The organism is Rothia sp. HMSC062F03, assembly GCF_001836905.1.
Classification (GTDB): domain Bacteria; phylum Actinomycetota; class Actinomycetes; order Actinomycetales; family Micrococcaceae; genus Rothia; species Rothia mucilaginosa_A.
This window is the reverse complement of sequence record NZ_KV830861.1, coordinates 157068-171579: the sequence shown is the minus strand read 5'-3', so window position 1 is coordinate 171579 and position 14512 is coordinate 157068. Positions and strand designations below refer to the sequence as shown.

The window sequence follows — 14512 nt, the reverse complement described above, 5'->3', positions numbered from 1 at the left end:
CACAAAACGGAACCGGGGCATCGTCACTACAATGGCGTCTAGATTTCGCCGTTGACCACGACGGGCTCGGGTACGAGGGTTACGCCAAAGCGCTCGCGCACGCCGTCACGCACGGCGCGAGCAATCGCGAAGATATCCTCGGCGGAGGCGCCACCGCGGTTCGTAATGGCCAGAGTGTGCTTGGTCGACAGGCTTGCGCGGCCGTGGGCAATCTCGCGGGACTCGCCCTCCAGACCGAAGCCCTTGTCGAAACCGGCGTGCTGAATCAGCCAGGCAGCCGAGAGCTTCACATGATCGGGATCCTCAACACCCGCGGTGAACGGGGAAGTCTTCACGACCACCGGGAAGTTCGGGGCGCCCTCGGGCAGGGAATCCAGGGCCGAGCGCGGAACGATCGGGTTGGTGAAGAAGGAACCGGTGGAGAAGGTGTCGCGATCCTCGGGGTTGAGCACCATGCCCTTGGAGCCGCGCAACTGAAGCACCTTTTCGCGTACCAGGGCGGATTCGGCGCGCTGACCGGGCTCAACGCCCAGGCTCTTCGCCAGCTCGGCGTAACGAATCGGGGAGGACAGGCTACCGAGGGTGAACTGGAAATCGACGGTCAGCACCACGTAGCGGGGCGAGCCGTTGACGGTTGCGCGCTTGAGCACCGAGTCGCGGTAGCCGAAGCGCAGGTCTGCGCTCGCGAAGGTCTTCCGAGTGTTCTTTTCGCGGTCCCAGGTGCGTACGGAGGCGATGAACTCGCCCACCTCAACGCCGTATGCGCCGACATTCTGCACGGGGGTTGCACCCACGGTGCCGGGAATGCCGGAGAGAGCCGCGGGGCCAACCCATTCGTTCTCGATGCTGAGCTTCACGAAGTCGTCCCAGATGGTGCCCGCCTGCACGCGCACGTTCGCGCCGCCGCATGCGGGGATGGGCAGAACCTCTACGCCTTCGGAGGCGATGTGCACGACGGTTCCGTTGAAGCCTTCGTCGGAAACCAGCAGGTTGGAGCCGCCGCCCACGATGAGGACGGGTTCGCCTGCGGCGTCTGCAGCGGAGACTGCTTCGATAATTTCTGCTTCGGAGGTGGCGCGGACGTAGGTCTTAGCGGGGCCGCCTACCTGGGCGGTGGTCAGTTCGCTCAACAGCTTTTCAGTCATAGGTTAAGAATACCGGTCGTTGTGCGGGGTCAACACCCGCCACACGTTAAAGTCACGAAAACCTTATGGTGATTTTGTCTTCATTTTCCGCCGTACCTTTCTCAGAAAACGCAACTACCCCGCCGGTAAGCGCACAAAAGCGGTGAGCGCGCAAAGCCCCGGCACCACCGCATCGGGTAGCGCCGGGGCCTTCACACAGCTATCTGCGAGCACAGAAACTCTGTGCCGAGGGACTATGCCGAAAGACGCACCAGAGCCTGGCTCTTCATCAGAACCTTCTGCTCCTTGCCTTCCTCATCACGAGCGGTGACGGTCAGGTCAATGCGGGCGGTGCGCTCTTCCTCGTTCAGGGCACCCACCTTACCGCTGATGGTCAGGGCGTTCGTGGGGGTGTCGGGGTTTTCGCCGCCGGGTGCATCCGCCACGGGAACGGGCTTGGTGAAACGGGTCTGGTAGTCCACGATCGCGCCGGGGTCGCCCGCCCAGTCGCTCACGAGCTGCACGGCGGTGCCCATGGTCAGCATGCCGTGCGCAATCACGCCGGACAGGCCCACCGACTGGGCAAAACGCTCGTTCCAGTGAATCGGGTTGAAGTCACCGGATGCGCCAGCGTAACGCACCAGCGAAGCGCGGGAGAGCTCCACGGTACGCGAACCGATGTCCTGGCCCTTTTCAAGATTTTCGAAACGCACCATTAGTTTTCCTCCTCGGCACGAACCAGCAGGGAAGAAATGCAGGTGGTGACCGGCTCGCCCTGGGCGTCAACGATTTCTTCGCGGGTGGTCAGCATTGCGCCGGCACCCATAACGCGCACGGAGTCCACGTGAACCTCGGTGCGCAACTCGTCACCGGCCACGATGGGGCGGTGGTGAGTGAAACGCTGGTCGGCATGCACGACGCGCGAGAAGTCGATGCCCGCGGACTCGTCGTTGATGAGTGCCGCGTCGGCTGCCTGCGCCAGGATAATGGCGAAGGTCGGCGGGGCAATCACATCTGCGTACCCTGCCGCGCGGGCTGCCTCAACGTCGTGGTGGAGGGGGTTTTCTGCGTGAACTGCTCGGGCAAACTCGCGGATCTTTTCGCGACCGACGGCGTAGGTGCCCTCGGCGGGATAGACCCTGCCCACAATCTCAGGGTTAATGCTCATGATTTCAGTCTACCGTTCTTGTGCACAGTGTTCAGCTCGAACGCGCAGAGTGGACAGACCGCTGTGCAGGTAACCGGCATGCAGGCGTGCAGTATTTCGTCGCATTTTTACCTGCTAGCGAAGGCCCCTACCTATCCAGCCCAAGCAGGCGTAGGCTGGACGGGTACCTGCAATCTATTTCAGAAGGAGAAGTTATGTCTTCCAACGTAAAAATTTCGGTGCTTGACCTGATGCCGCACCGCCCCGACCAGAGCCAGCACCAGACCATGCTCAACACCATCGATGCCGCCCGCGCGGCTGAGTCCTACGGTTACGAGCGTTTCTGGGTCGCCGAGCACCACAATGCCGGCTCCCTGCTGTCCTCGGCGACTGTCGTGGTCATGGCGGAGATTGCCGCCGCAACCGAGCGTATTCGCGTGGGTTCAGGCGGCATTATGCTCCCCAACCACGCACCCTACGTGGTGGCGGAGCAGTTCGGTACCCTCAACGCGTTCCACCCCGGTCGTATTGACCTGGGTGTGGGCCGTGCGCCCGGCACCGACCCGATGACCGCCGCCGCTCTGCGCCGCGATGATTCTGCCGCTATGAGCTTCCCCGCCGAGGTGCAGCAGCTACAGCGCTTCCTGGGCGAGCCCTCCCCCATGCACCGCGTGCACGCCATCCCGGGCCAGGGCTCGAAGGTTCCCATGTACATTCTGGGTTCCTCCCTGTTCGGCGCGCAGCTTGCCGCGCAGCTGGGTCTGCCCTACGCGTTCGCTTCGCATTTTGCGCCCGCAATGCTGCAGGAGGCGGTAGACACCTACCGCGCAAACTTCAAGCCCTCGGAGCACCTGGAGCAGCCCTACGTCATGGTGGGTGCAACCGCAATGCTCGCCGATACCGACGAACGGGCACGCTACCTGTACACGAGCCAGCAGCAGCATTTCCTGGGCGTGGTGCGCGGCAATCTGTCTTTCGCACCTCCCGTGGGAGATATGGACGCCGTCTGGACCGACACGGAGAAGATGCACATCGACCGCATGACCGCCGAAGCAATCGTAGGCTCCCCCGCCACCGCGCAGGCTCGTATTGAGGACCTGGTGGCGCGTACGGGCGCTGATGAGCTCATCGTCATGACCGAGGCGTGGGAGCATGAGGACCGCTTGCGCTCCTACGAGCTGCTGTCCCAGCTGCCGGTGGTGCGCCGCGCCTCCTAACGCTTTGATCAGAGCATAAAGATGAAGCCCCCGAGTTTTTCTCGGGGGCTTCGCTATGCCCGGTATCGAGCCGTGCGCTGAGTACCTATTGAGCACCTGCAGACCAGGCTTCAGGCAAAGAAAATAGGCAGAGAAAATTGGCAAACAAAAAAGCCTGCCTCCGAAGAGACAGGCTTATCTGAGCCCCGACCGGGAATCGATCCCGGGACCTCCATCTTACCAAGATGGCGCTCTACCACTGAGCTATCGGGGCGTAGCGGTGGACGGGCTCGATCCGTCGACCTCACGATTATGAGTCGTGCGCTCTAACCAGCTGAGCTACACCGCCACATCATTAACGCCGCATAACGGGCTAATGACAGAGCCCCGACCGGGAATCGATCCCGGGACCTCCATCTTACCAAGATGGCGCTCTACCACTGAGCTATCGGGGCAACAGGTAAAACTATACATGGCTTTAGGGGCACCCGCAAGCGCGAATAGTATGGCATACACCACAATTTTACCCTCGGGAATCCACTCCTCCATGCTCCCCGCCATGCCGCCGCAATCGGACGCGCGAGACAAACAAAAGGCCGGCGGAGAAACGGATAATTCGTCCCCCACCGGCCTGGACGCTTTGAGCCCTCCCCGCGCTACGCGACGCTCCGGTCACGCGGCGCGGGATACGGCTTCCGGGATACAACGCCCGCTTAGTAGCGCTTGCCGCGACCGCCGCGGTAGCCGTCGCGACGGTTATCGTCACGACGGTTATTACGGCCGCCGAAGTCGCGGTTACCGTACTCGCGGCCGCCGCGGTCATCGCGGCGAGCACCGCGGTCGTCACGACGCTTGAAGTCGCGGTCGCCGCCGAAGTCACGACCACCGTCACGGTTACCGCGGTAGCCGCCCTCGCGACGGTTATCGTCACGACGGTTATTACGGCCACCCTCACGGCGGTCGAAGTCGCGGTAGCCGCCCTCGCGACGGCCGCCGCCGAAGCCGCGTCCGCCACCCTTGGGGCCGTTGTCCTTACGGATGTTGATGAACTCACCGGCAATCTTGGTGTCGCGCAGACGATCGAAGAAGTCGCGCGGCAGGTCCTGGGGCAGGCCCACAATGGTGAAGTGCTGACGGATATCAATCGAGCCAATCTGCGAGCCCTTGATGCCGCCCTCGTTAGCCAGCGCACCCACGATGGCGCCCGCGGTCACACGGGAGGAACGGCCAACGTTCAGCTTGTAGTTGACCATGCCCTCGTCGTTGTGCACGCGCTTGCCCTTGCGGCCGCCGCGGTCCGAATCATCGTCGGAGAAGGGGCGGGAGTTGCGGGCGATGTCCTCAGACTCGTCCAGGAAGAACGGGCGACCCTGCTGGGCGATAACGGCCAGTGCGGCCGCGATATCCTCGGCGGTGGTGTCGTGCTCGTTCTCGTAGTCCTCAATAATCTGGCGGAAGAAGCTCAGGTCCTCGGACTCGATGGTCTCAGTAATCTGCTGGGCGAAACGCTGCTTACGGGTCTCGTTCACGGCCTCCGCGGTCGGCATGTGCATGGGCTCGACCTTCTGGCGGGTAGCCTTCTCGATCTGGCGCAGCATGTACTTCTCGCGCGGGGTCACGAACAGAATGGCGGCACCCTCGCGGCCTGCACGGCCGGTACGGCCAATGCGGTGCACGTAGGACTCGGTATCGTGGGGGATGTCGTAGTTGACGACCAGGGAGATGCGCTCCACATCCAGGCCGCGTGCCGCCACGTCGGTTGCCACGAGGATGTCGATGCGGCCGTCGCGCAGGGCATCCACGGTGCGCTCACGCAGCTGCTGGGGAATGTCACCGTTGATGGCAGCCGCCGCAAAGCCGCGGGCCTTCAGCTTGTCGGCGACCTCCTCGGTCTCCTTCTTGGTGCGCACGAAGACGATAATGCCGTCGTAGTTTTCAACCTCGAGCACTCGGGTCATGGCGTCCAGCTTGTGGGAGTGCATGACCTGCATGTAGCGCTGGGAGATGTTGGCGCTGGTGGTGGTCTTAGCCTTCACGCGAATCTCGACCGGATCGGTCAGGTACTGCTGAGCGATCTTGCGGATCGAGTTGGGCATGGTGGCGGAGAACAGGGCCACCTGCTTGCTGTCGGGGGTGCCTTCGAGGATCTTCTCCACGTCTTCGGCGAAGCCCATGCGAAGCATTTCGTCGGCCTCGTCCAGAACCAGGTACTGCAGGTTGGACAGGTCCAGGGAGCCCTTTTCCAGGTGGTCAATCACGCGGCCGGGGGTACCGACGACGACCTGCGCACCGCGGCGCAGGCCGGCCAGCTGCGGGCCGTAGGGGGAGCCGCCGTAAATCGGCAGCACGGTGAAGTCCTCCATATGGGTTGCGTAGGAGGAGAAGGCCTCTGCAACCTGCAGGGCCAGCTCGCGGGTGGGGGCCAGGACCAGCACCTGGGTGTCGCGGGAGACACCGTTGATGTCGGCGAGTTCAGCCATGCGGGAGAGGGCCGGCAGCGCGAAGGCCGCGGTCTTACCGGTACCGGTCTGCGCCAGACCGACCACGTCGCGGCCCTCGAGCAGCAGCGGGATGGTCTGTTCCTGAATGGGGGACGGCTTCTCGTAGCCGACCTCTTCCAGAGCAGCCAGGACGCGGGCGTCCAGGCCCAGGTCGGTAAAGCGCACGCCCGCTTCCTCAGCCTTTTCGGCGGGGGCGTCTGCGGTGGTTTCTGCGGTAGTCTCCGCCGCGGTTTCTTCCGCGGCGGGGGTCTCAACGTTGTTCTCAGCGGTCACAACGGTCTCTGCCTCGGCGTTCAGTTCGGCCGGGGTAGCGGTATTCTCAGTCAATTTTTCCTCTATACGGTAGGGGTGGATAGCGCACGCTCTTCGGCGCTTACCGGGTGTCCCCTTCACGGCCCAGTCACATGCGTCCGGCGTATTGTTCAGCCGACGGTTTCACCGCACACACCCGGTTATCCCCTCGCGCGGGGCGCAGAGGGCACAGTGAGGGTGTGAGGGTTACTGCTGGGAGCGGTCTTGAATTTCTCGCTACACAATTGGAGACTCGTACGTCACCGCGCCGAGAACGCGCACCGGGCGCGCGGGGCGGAGAGGGGTACGGTCAATTGTGCTCACATAAGGCGTCACGTATTCCTGGCGTGGGGCCTCACCCGTATGGTGTATCAGTCTGTAACAGCAGACGCGTCAGGAGGCTTTGACCAGAGATCGTTCAGAGAAGCCCGAGTGCGGCGGAGCCGCAACTTTCGGGGCGTATCAATCGGTGATGGTGAGTACGGCGCACTTTCCGAAATGACACCACCTGGGGTGCTCGGTGCGCACAAGACCTTCATCGGGGGTTCCCGTGTTTATACAGTGTACCGCAGGGTCCCTTCCTCGGCTATAAAAAGGTGCTTAAAACCTCATCTCTTAGGCACGAGCGCCCACCCTCACTCTTGGAGGGTGGGCGCTCATCTAGAGGCTTAGCCGAGGGGCTAGTCGACGCGGCGCACGATATCGATCGTGCCGACGGTCGCGTGCTTAGCGTAGGAGTGGCCGTAACGGTCAGCGGCGTACTGGGCCACATTCGCCGGAGGATTACCACCCCAGGAGTTATTGCTGCGGTCAATCACCACGTACTCGGGGGCCGGCTCGCCGGTATGACCAATCCAGTAGACGGTGCGACCAGGAATCAGCTGCGTCAGAATGGACAAATCCGAGGCCACGGTAACGCCCTCGGGCACCTGCTGCACGGCCTTGAGCTTCATCTGATCGCTGGAGGTCAAAGCAGAGTCGGTAAACTGCGAGTTCGCCAGGGCTGCGAGAGGCTGCGTCGAGCCCGGCACGAAAATCGGGGAAGCGGCCAAGAAAAGCGCTACGGCAGGAAGAATCCACACCGGCAGGTTGCGAACCCGGATGCGGCTGCGACCGGAAGGCTCCTTGGGGGCGTCGGGAACCTCGGCGGGCTCCGCGAGTTTGCGGGCCGGAATCGCACCGTAGCGCATCCGTAGCACGGTATCCAGCAGGGCGCAGAAGACGACCGGCATCAGCACCAGAGAGTAGTGCCAGGTGCTGGCCCAGTAGGACTCCATCGTGGAGAGCAGACGCCACGCGATGGTCGGCAGAGCCACCAGCGCAAGGGGCGAGCCAACCCACAGCACCGCACCCGTGATGAGTAGCAGGCCCAGGGTCGCCATCTTCGTGTTGTTATTCATCATCTGAATCAGGGAGCCGAAGGGATCCCCAACGGCAGCGGCAACATTCACCTTGTCGGCGTAGTCAAAGGTTCCGCCGCTGTTGAAGTAGGGCAGAATCACGGCGATTGAGACCACCGACCAGAAGATGCCCCACGCAATTACCATGCTCGACTCGGCAACCGCGCGAGTGCGGGCCCAGGAGTGGTATAGGGAACGCAGGCGAACGCGGAACGAAGCCGGTTCTCCCTCAGAGAGGCGGGGCAACAGAATATCGTACGCGACACCCAACCAGCCGCTACGAATCAGGGCCACAACGCCGATGACGGCCACGGTTACGCCCATATCCTCCTTGACGAAGGCGATGGGCAGCGCCCACCAGCAGGCGCGGGCAAGGTATCGGTTTCGTTCGTCGCCGCTCACGCGCGAGGCGAGCACCAGATAGCCCAGGCTCACGATCAGCAGGGGCACGGCAAAGGCCACTTCGTGGAACTGCGCGGCGACGGCCTGCTGCACGCCAAAGCTCAGGGCGAAGCCCGCACCGAGCAGAAGACCGGTCAGCGTCGGCACGAACCGCTGGAACCGGGACGGCTCAGCTTCCTCACCTGTTCGGGAGGCTCGAGCCAGGGTAAAGGCACGCTGGGTGAAGAAGACGATGGCACTCGTTGCGGCCGCAATTAGGGCGTTCTGCACAACGAGCAGGGTCGTGGGCGAGGGAAACATCCCGTAAATCGGCCCCAGCAGCATCAGAATGGGGTGGAAGTGATCGCCCCAGAGGTTAAAACCGGGCCCCTTAACCGGCACGATTGGTGCGGAGAAGTGCGAGTACGCCTGGGCCATCTGCGTGAAGATTGCCAGGTCCCACGAGGGGGTCACCCAGTGCTTAACCTGCTGCAGCGAGTAGTAGGTGTACAGCGCCATAACGGCCACGCCCAGCACCAGTCCGGGGAGCAGGTCAAGCAGACGGATGCGCTTGAGGCGCTCGCGGAGGCCCCCGGCGACGCCCGAACGGGAAGCTAAGCCACCGGTGATTCGAGGCTTCGTCGGAGCCGCGCTCTGGGCGGCTACTTCAGTCTCTTCCGATGCCATGGGCGTCCTTCCCTCGGGAGCGCATCCGTCGAAGCCCGGGTTTCACCGCCAGCCCTGTGATGCACTGTACACATTCCTTATCACTCTAGGGTAGCGTATGAGTCCGGGACGCTCCATCGCCGGGCTCCGTCGGCTCGAAGCCCAGAACCCGGCCGCGTAGACTGGTGCTGTGAGCACGCAACCCCCCTCGACCCCCCGGACGCTATCTCCGGCAGCGGGCACTAACCCGCACCCGCTGGCCGCGGCGCGCCTGCCCTATGCCCCGGGACCGTTGCGTGCCGAACCGCGCGTGACGATTCGCTCGCTCTCCCCCGCGGGTACGCGCTCCCTGCCGGGCACCCTCGCGCCCGAGTCCTGCGAGGTTATCGTCGAGCCGCAGGTTCCCGTGCACCTGGCGCAGACGCTGGGCGCGCTGAGCCGAGGCGCGAGCGATCCGGCCTACCGCGCGCTCAGCCGAGAGGCCGGAGCCGAACGCATCTGGATTACGGCCCGCACGCCGGAACATAACTTTCCCGCGGTGCTCTTCGCAGAGCGCCTTCCCGATTCCGCGGCAGCCGCCCTTCCGGCCCTGCACCGGCTGCTGATGCGCCCCGTCCGCGTTCGCATCTGGGCTTCCTACGACTCCGCCGAGCGGCAGCTGGCGGCGCGCCACGACGTACGAGCGCTGGCCGATGAGATGACCTACTGGCTGGGTCTGCACGACCGTCCAGAGGATTTCGCGTCCCTTCCCTCGTTTGGGGAACTCCCCGAGCGCATCCGTACCGCGTGGCGGGCCAACCCCGGGCTACGGCTAAGCGCCTCGGGCCAGCTGGACCGGCACGTACTCAACGCCATTGTGGAACAGCGCATCACGCAGACCGAAGCCTTCAGGGCGTTGCGGTGGATTCTGTACCGGCACGGCGAACCTGCCCCGGCAAGCGGCCTCCCCGCTCAGCCCGAGGGCATGCGCGTCTACCCCACGGCCCGCACCCTGGCGGCCATCCCCACCTGGGATTGGCACCGGGCGGGCGTGGATAAGAGCCGCTACGATGCGGTGCGCGCCTACGCCCGCTCCGCCCCCGCCATCGCTCGGGTTGCCGGCACCGGCGATGTCACCGCCCTGGCCCGGGCGCTCAACACGCTACGCGGAGTAGGCCCGTGGAGCATTGCCGAAACCCTCCAGCGCGTCTGCGGGCATCCGGACGCTATCAGCGTCGGCGATTACCATCTGGCCCACTCGGTTGGCGAACTGCTCGGGGGCCGCCGCACCGATGATGCGGGCATGCTCGCCTTGCTCGCCCCCTACAGCCCGCACCGGCAGCGCGTGGTGCGCTACATGTACGCCTCGGGCTTCTGGAAGCAGCGCTTCGGCGCGCGCATGAGCATTGAGGATCACCGCGAGCGCTGAGTGCCCGGTGAGAGCACAAGCAACGGGGCGCACCCTCCGGTTACTCCGGTGGGTACGCCCCGTTCAAGCTCTGATGCGTGGTTGAGCTTACTTCTTCTCTGCGGAACCTTCAGCCGCTGCAATCTCTGCACGGACCTTGTCCATGTCGAGCTCGCGGATCGAGCTGATCACGGTCTCGAGCTGGTCCTCGCGCAGTGCACCAGCCTGCTGGTACACCAGGATACCGCCACGGAAGCCCATGATGGTGGGGATGGAGGTAATGCCTGCGGCCTGGGCGAGCTGGCCCTGGGCCTCGGTGTCAACCTTGCCGAAAACGATGTCGCTGTGCTTCTCCGAAGCCGCCTCGTAGACGGGGGAGAACTGCTTGCAGGGACCGCACCAATCTGCCCAGAAGTCCAGGAAGACGATGTCGTTGCCCTCGACGGTAGAAGTCAGGTTCTGCTGAGTAATTTCAATAGTAGCCATGTGATAACGCTACACCTTCTACATCCCAATCGCTAATTGTTCGCCCTGGGATTCAAACATTGTGAAAGATATGACAAGCAGCCGTCATAGTTGGCTCTTTACGCGGTAGTTTCTGCCGAGTTTTAGGCGTGTCGCGGGAACTCCGGTGAAGGTTCCTGTGGCCGATTGTGGAGGCGCGCTACCCGGCAGGCACAAACCGTACCTGGACTTCGCTGAGGAGCATCATCGCGCAGATGCGCCTCACCGCTAAGCTTTTGGTTTTAGATGCACAAAAGCCCGGTTACTTTCGTAACCGGGCTATTTGTGGCAGGTGAGGGATTCGAACCCCCGTAGGCAGTGCCAGCTGATTTACAGTCAGCCCCCTTTGGCCGCTCGGGTAACCTGCCGCCTAGCTAGGTGCTAGTTGCTCGCTCACGCGAACAGAGACTACTCTACAGCAGATTACGAGCCGTGTACACTTCAGAGCTGAATTTGTGATGAAGGTTATACTCGATGATGGCTCTTGGCCCGGAACCCCGCAAGAACGGCAAACCTCACGACTATCAGTCTGGGAGGCACCCAGCCTAGAAGGAACGGGAAGGAATATCGCCGTCCTGCTCAAGCAACAGCACAATCTCAAGGTGCTCCAGGTAGCGGCGCGCCTGCTCAACCGTGCACATGCCGCCGGAAATTTCGCGCTCCAGGTCGCGACGAACGCCGCAGAATCGAGCTACAAGCGAAGGCTCCGTCAGGGTGATGCCAATACCGTCGAAGGGAGAGGGCTCAGAATCCTCGTCGGGGAGCTCGAGCTGAAGGCTTTCCAGGGAAGGTTCGGGGGCGAGGCGCTCGGCCTCGGGAATATCCTCGGGTTCAGGACTCAGAGAATTATGCAAGTCCATAAAGAGAAGGGTCTGCAGGTCTCGAGCTTCTTCGCTCGCTTGCACGTCCGTCACGGACAGGTCATAAGTGGTCATACTTCTATTATCCTCTTCAAAGGTTAGAGTGACCTGTAAAACAGGTCGGCATTTCTGTTAGTTAGCTGTGAACAACTCCGTAGACCCGGTAGGCTAGTACTAACCGGTGCCCCGGCACCCCGTTCACGAAAGGAATATCCATGGCTAGCGAATCTTCGTTCGATATCGTCTCCAAGGTCGACAAGCAGGAAGTATCCAACGCCCTGCACCAGGCTCAGAAGGAAATCTCCCAGCGCTACGACTTCCGCGGCGTCGGCGCAGAAATCGACTACTCCGGCGACAAGATCCTCATTAAGGCAAACGCCGAAGAGCGCGCCCTGGCCGTACTGGATGTGTTCCAGTCGAAGCTGGTCAAGCGCGGCATCTCCCTGAAGTCCCTGGACGCGGGCAAGCCCTACGCCTCCGGCAAGGAAACCCGCATCGAGTGCTCCATCAAGGAAGGCATCGCGCAGGACCAGGCAAAGAAGATCTCCAAGATGATCCGCGAGGAGGGCCCCAAGGGCGTGAAGGCAACCATCCAGGGTGATGAACTGCGCGTTTCTTCCAAGTCTCGCGACGATCTGCAGGACGTTATCGCAATGCTCAAGTCCGCCGACCTTGAGGTTGACCTCCAGTTCGTCAACTACCGCTAAGCGCTCGGGGTCCAATGGAGCCGGCGGATGCACCCGTCGCATCCGACGCGCACCATCGAGCGCAAAAATCCTCGGGACGACTACTTCCACAGTAGCCACCCCGAGGATTTTTGTCTGTAGTCCCGTCATCGCGGGTCATAATCGTCACGCCGAGTCATCTTCCGACTCGGCGGGTTTGACGAAAAAACTATGCGGGCTTGCTCAGCCTAGTACTGACCCATTTCGCGGGCCATCTGCTGCAGGCGCGCAATGCGCTGATTCATCGGCGGGTGGGTGGACATCACGTTCTGCAGGGATCCGAAAGGGTTCGCAATCATCATGGCGCTCGCCGCCTGAGTGCTGCGGTTGTTCGGGTCCATCGGGTACAGAGAGACGCCGTGCTCAAGCTTATTCAGGGCGGAGGCCAGGGCGATGGGGTCGCGAGTCAGGCGTGCGCCATCCTCGTCCGCGTCATACTCGCGGGTGCGACTAATCGCCATCTGAATCACCTGGGTGGCAATCGGGGCCAGCATGGCAATCACAAACGCCGCGAGGGGGTTGGCTCGGTTGTCGTCGCGGTTCGAGCCGCCGAACATCGCACCAAAAGAAAGCACCTGGGCGATTATGCCGATGATGGAGGCAATGCCCGCGGCCACAGAGGATGTGAGGATATCGCGGTTGTACACGTGCATGAGCTCGTGGCCGAGCACGCCGCGCATCTCGCGCTCATCCAGCAGCTGCAGAATACCCTCGGTGCAGCACACGGCCGCATTCTGCGGATTACGGCCGGTTGCAAAAGCATTCGGAGTCATCGTGGGGGCCACGTAGAGGCGGGGTATCGGCTGGCCAGCAGTACGCGAGAGCTCCTCCACAATGTCATAAAGCACCGGCACCTCATCACGAGTGACCGGGTAAGCATTCATCGAACGCAAAGCCAGCTTATCGGAGTTCCAATAGGTGTACGCGATGCCGCCCAGGCTCAGCAGGCCCATAATCCAGATGAAAGCCGAGGATTTAAAGGCTGCCGACAGCAGACCGCCGATGAGCAGCATAAGGCCCACCATAGACCCCATAAGCAGGGTGGTCTTAAGGCCATTGTGGTGACGATGCATGAGGAACCTCCTGAGCTCCAAAGTGCGGATAGACAGCGCGGTAGACCGCGCTTGACTCTTCAGAATACGGAAGCGGCCCGCCGGGCGCCTCCCCAAAAGCGGCAGATTCACCCAGAGCGTCAGAACGGGGCAGGACGGCTAGGGTATAGCCCCGGGGATAGTCACGAGCGGCACCTGCTCCAGAACCTGCGCGGTTGCGGTAGGAAAGATACCCAGTATGAGGATGGTGCCGTAGGCTCCCAGAAAGATAATGAAGAGCAACCCCAGCATAATTTGCCCCTCCAGGTCAAATCCTGACCTGACGCTACGGTACTGGGCGTAGAGAACGGGAGTTACAAGGGGCGCACCAAAGAGCAGAACCATCAGCAGGATATAGATGGGGTTCGTGAAGTTGTAGACCACGTTCGTACCCTCCCCGGTGGTTCCTTGACGGTTTATCGGTCGCGCCTTCATTGCGCGGTCCTTCGTTCCCGATTGTACGGCATCGGTCGTCGCAGGAACGGGAGATACCACCAGTTCCTCGAGGACTGGAAAGAGGACCGAAAATGGTGAGCCGCTGCTGAGTCCCCCCTAAGGATTTATTATGAATTCATAATAATATAATGATGAATTCCTCATAATAACGTGTAAAATGGGACCATGACCGACGTACACAACACCACAGACCTGAAGACAACCCCCATCCCAGAACAACAACTAGCCGGGCCCGGATGTGCACACCTCACCGGGCTACCCGTCCTCTCCCCCATGAGCGACGAGCAGCTCGAGGAAGCCTGGACCACCGGCCTGCGCACCCGCGGACGCCGCGTCACCAAGCAGCGACTCGCAGTGCTCCACGCCGTGCAGGACCACCCGCACTCCACCGCGGACACCATCGTGCAGGCCGTGCGCGAGCGCATCCCCGCCATCACGGTCCAGTCCGTCTACGTCATTCTCGCGGACCTGACCGATATCGACCTGCTCCGCAAGTTCGAACCGCCCGGAACCCCCGCCCTGTACGAAACCCGTACCGGCGACAACCACCACCACGCCTTCTGCGTGCGCTGCGGCAAGGTTGAAGACGTCGACTGCGCCGTGGGTTCAGCCCCCTGCCTGACCCCCAGCGATTTTCACGGAATGGCGCTCTTCAGCGCCGATGTGCTCTACCAGGGCGTCTGCACCGACTGCCAGACCGAGGAAGAGGCCAAGCTCGCCCGCGCCCAGCGTGAGGCGGCGGCCCAGCTGCTGGGTAACTAACCGTTAAGCGCGGCGGCGCCC

The 14512-nt window shown here is 62.5% G+C and carries 13 protein-coding genes and 4 tRNA genes; 4 read left to right on the top strand and 13 right to left on the bottom strand.

Features of this window, described 5'->3' with window-relative positions; genetic code table 11:
* Positions 1 to 38: 38 nt before the first annotated feature.
* The 3 genes from HMPREF2674_RS00730 to HMPREF2674_RS00720 all read right to left on the bottom strand — a co-directional run bounded on the left by HMPREF2674_RS00730 (position 39) and on the right by HMPREF2674_RS00720 (position 2292).
* Complete coding sequence (locus HMPREF2674_RS00730) at positions 39 to 1145, bottom strand: UDP-N-acetylmuramate dehydrogenase (RefSeq protein WP_070824564.1); 1107 nt, start codon at positions 1143 to 1145, stop codon at positions 39 to 41.
* 233 nt (positions 1146 to 1378) lie between these two features.
* Entirely contained in the window at positions 1379 to 1840 is a 462-nt protein-coding gene (locus HMPREF2674_RS00725) for a MaoC family dehydratase (protein ID WP_049343280.1), read from the bottom strand.
* Positions 1840 to 2292 carry a MaoC family dehydratase N-terminal domain-containing protein gene (locus tag HMPREF2674_RS00720; RefSeq protein ID WP_049343281.1) on the bottom strand — a complete coding sequence of 151 codons (453 nt, stop codon included), beginning with the start codon at positions 2290 to 2292 and terminating at the stop codon, positions 1840 to 1842. Before HMPREF2674_RS00720 ends, HMPREF2674_RS00725 begins: the two co-directional genes overlap by 1 nt.
* Before the next feature lie 194 nt (positions 2293 to 2486).
* Here HMPREF2674_RS00720 and HMPREF2674_RS00715 point away from each other — a divergent pair, with 194 nt between their 5' ends.
* Positions 2487 to 3488, top strand: coding sequence for an LLM class flavin-dependent oxidoreductase (locus HMPREF2674_RS00715; protein ID WP_049343282.1), 1002 nt, complete (start codon positions 2487 to 2489; stop codon positions 3486 to 3488).
* 181 nt (positions 3489 to 3669) lie between these two features.
* Here HMPREF2674_RS00715 and HMPREF2674_RS00710 read toward each other — a convergent pair.
* The 5 genes from HMPREF2674_RS00710 to HMPREF2674_RS00690 form a co-directional block, all read right to left on the bottom strand.
* Positions 3670 to 3741: transfer RNA gene (locus tag HMPREF2674_RS00710), tRNA-Thr, on the bottom strand.
* Position 3742: 1 nt separating this feature from the next.
* Positions 3743 to 3816, bottom strand: a tRNA-Met gene (locus HMPREF2674_RS00705).
* 34 nt (positions 3817 to 3850) lie between these two features.
* Positions 3851 to 3922: transfer RNA gene (locus HMPREF2674_RS00700), tRNA-Thr, on the bottom strand.
* Positions 3923 to 4180: 258 nt separating this feature from the next.
* Positions 4181 to 6295, bottom strand: coding sequence for a DEAD/DEAH box helicase (locus tag HMPREF2674_RS00695; RefSeq protein ID WP_080975277.1), 2115 nt, complete (start codon positions 6293 to 6295; stop codon positions 4181 to 4183).
* Positions 6296 to 6939: 644 nt separating this feature from the next.
* On the bottom strand, positions 6940 to 8727 hold the full coding sequence (locus HMPREF2674_RS00690) for a DUF2079 domain-containing protein (protein WP_070824563.1): 1788 nt from the start codon (positions 8725 to 8727) through the stop codon (positions 6940 to 6942).
* Between the two features lie 169 nt (positions 8728 to 8896).
* Here HMPREF2674_RS00690 and HMPREF2674_RS00685 point away from each other — a divergent pair, with 169 nt between their 5' ends.
* Positions 8897 to 10114 carry a DNA-3-methyladenine glycosylase family protein gene (locus tag HMPREF2674_RS00685; RefSeq protein WP_070824562.1) on the top strand — a complete coding sequence of 406 codons (1218 nt, stop codon included), beginning with the start codon at positions 8897 to 8899 and terminating at the stop codon, positions 10112 to 10114.
* 87 nt (positions 10115 to 10201) lie between these two features.
* Here the strand turns inward: HMPREF2674_RS00685 and HMPREF2674_RS00680 are convergent, their stop codons facing one another.
* From HMPREF2674_RS00680 to HMPREF2674_RS00670, 3 genes are all read right to left on the bottom strand, one after another.
* Positions 10202 to 10579 (bottom strand): thioredoxin family protein, encoded by a 378-nt coding sequence (locus tag HMPREF2674_RS00680; RefSeq protein ID WP_049343235.1) that lies wholly within the window; start codon positions 10577 to 10579, stop codon positions 10202 to 10204.
* Positions 10580 to 10883: 304 nt separating this feature from the next.
* A tRNA-Tyr gene (locus tag HMPREF2674_RS00675) sits at positions 10884 to 10965 on the bottom strand.
* A gap of 177 nt (positions 10966 to 11142) precedes the next feature.
* On the bottom strand, positions 11143 to 11532 hold the full coding sequence (locus tag HMPREF2674_RS00670; RefSeq protein ID WP_049346848.1) for a hypothetical protein: 390 nt from the start codon (positions 11530 to 11532) through the stop codon (positions 11143 to 11145).
* A 140-nt stretch (positions 11533 to 11672) separates the two neighbouring features.
* On the opposite strand from HMPREF2674_RS00670, the gene HMPREF2674_RS00665 reads away from it, so the two are divergent.
* Complete coding sequence (locus HMPREF2674_RS00665; protein WP_070824561.1) at positions 11673 to 12164, top strand: YajQ family cyclic di-GMP-binding protein; 492 nt, start codon at positions 11673 to 11675, stop codon at positions 12162 to 12164.
* A gap of 206 nt (positions 12165 to 12370) precedes the next feature.
* Here the strand turns inward: HMPREF2674_RS00665 and htpX are convergent, their stop codons facing one another.
* Together htpX and HMPREF2674_RS00655 are read right to left on the bottom strand one after the other, a co-directional pair.
* Positions 12371 to 13255 carry a zinc metalloprotease HtpX gene (gene htpX / locus HMPREF2674_RS00660; protein ID WP_070824560.1) on the bottom strand — a complete coding sequence of 295 codons (885 nt, stop codon included), beginning with the start codon at positions 13253 to 13255 and terminating at the stop codon, positions 12371 to 12373.
* 138 nt (positions 13256 to 13393) lie between these two features.
* Entirely contained in the window at positions 13394 to 13708 is a 315-nt protein-coding gene (locus HMPREF2674_RS00655; RefSeq protein ID WP_239662744.1) for a hypothetical protein, read from the bottom strand.
* Positions 13709 to 13894: 186 nt separating this feature from the next.
* On the opposite strand from HMPREF2674_RS00655, the gene HMPREF2674_RS00650 reads away from it, so the two are divergent.
* The gene (locus HMPREF2674_RS00650; protein ID WP_210400111.1) at positions 13895 to 14491 is read left to right on the top strand and encodes a Fur family transcriptional regulator; all 597 of its coding nucleotides are present in this window, start codon (positions 13895 to 13897) and stop codon (positions 14489 to 14491) included.
* Positions 14492 to 14512: the final 21 nt, after the last annotated feature.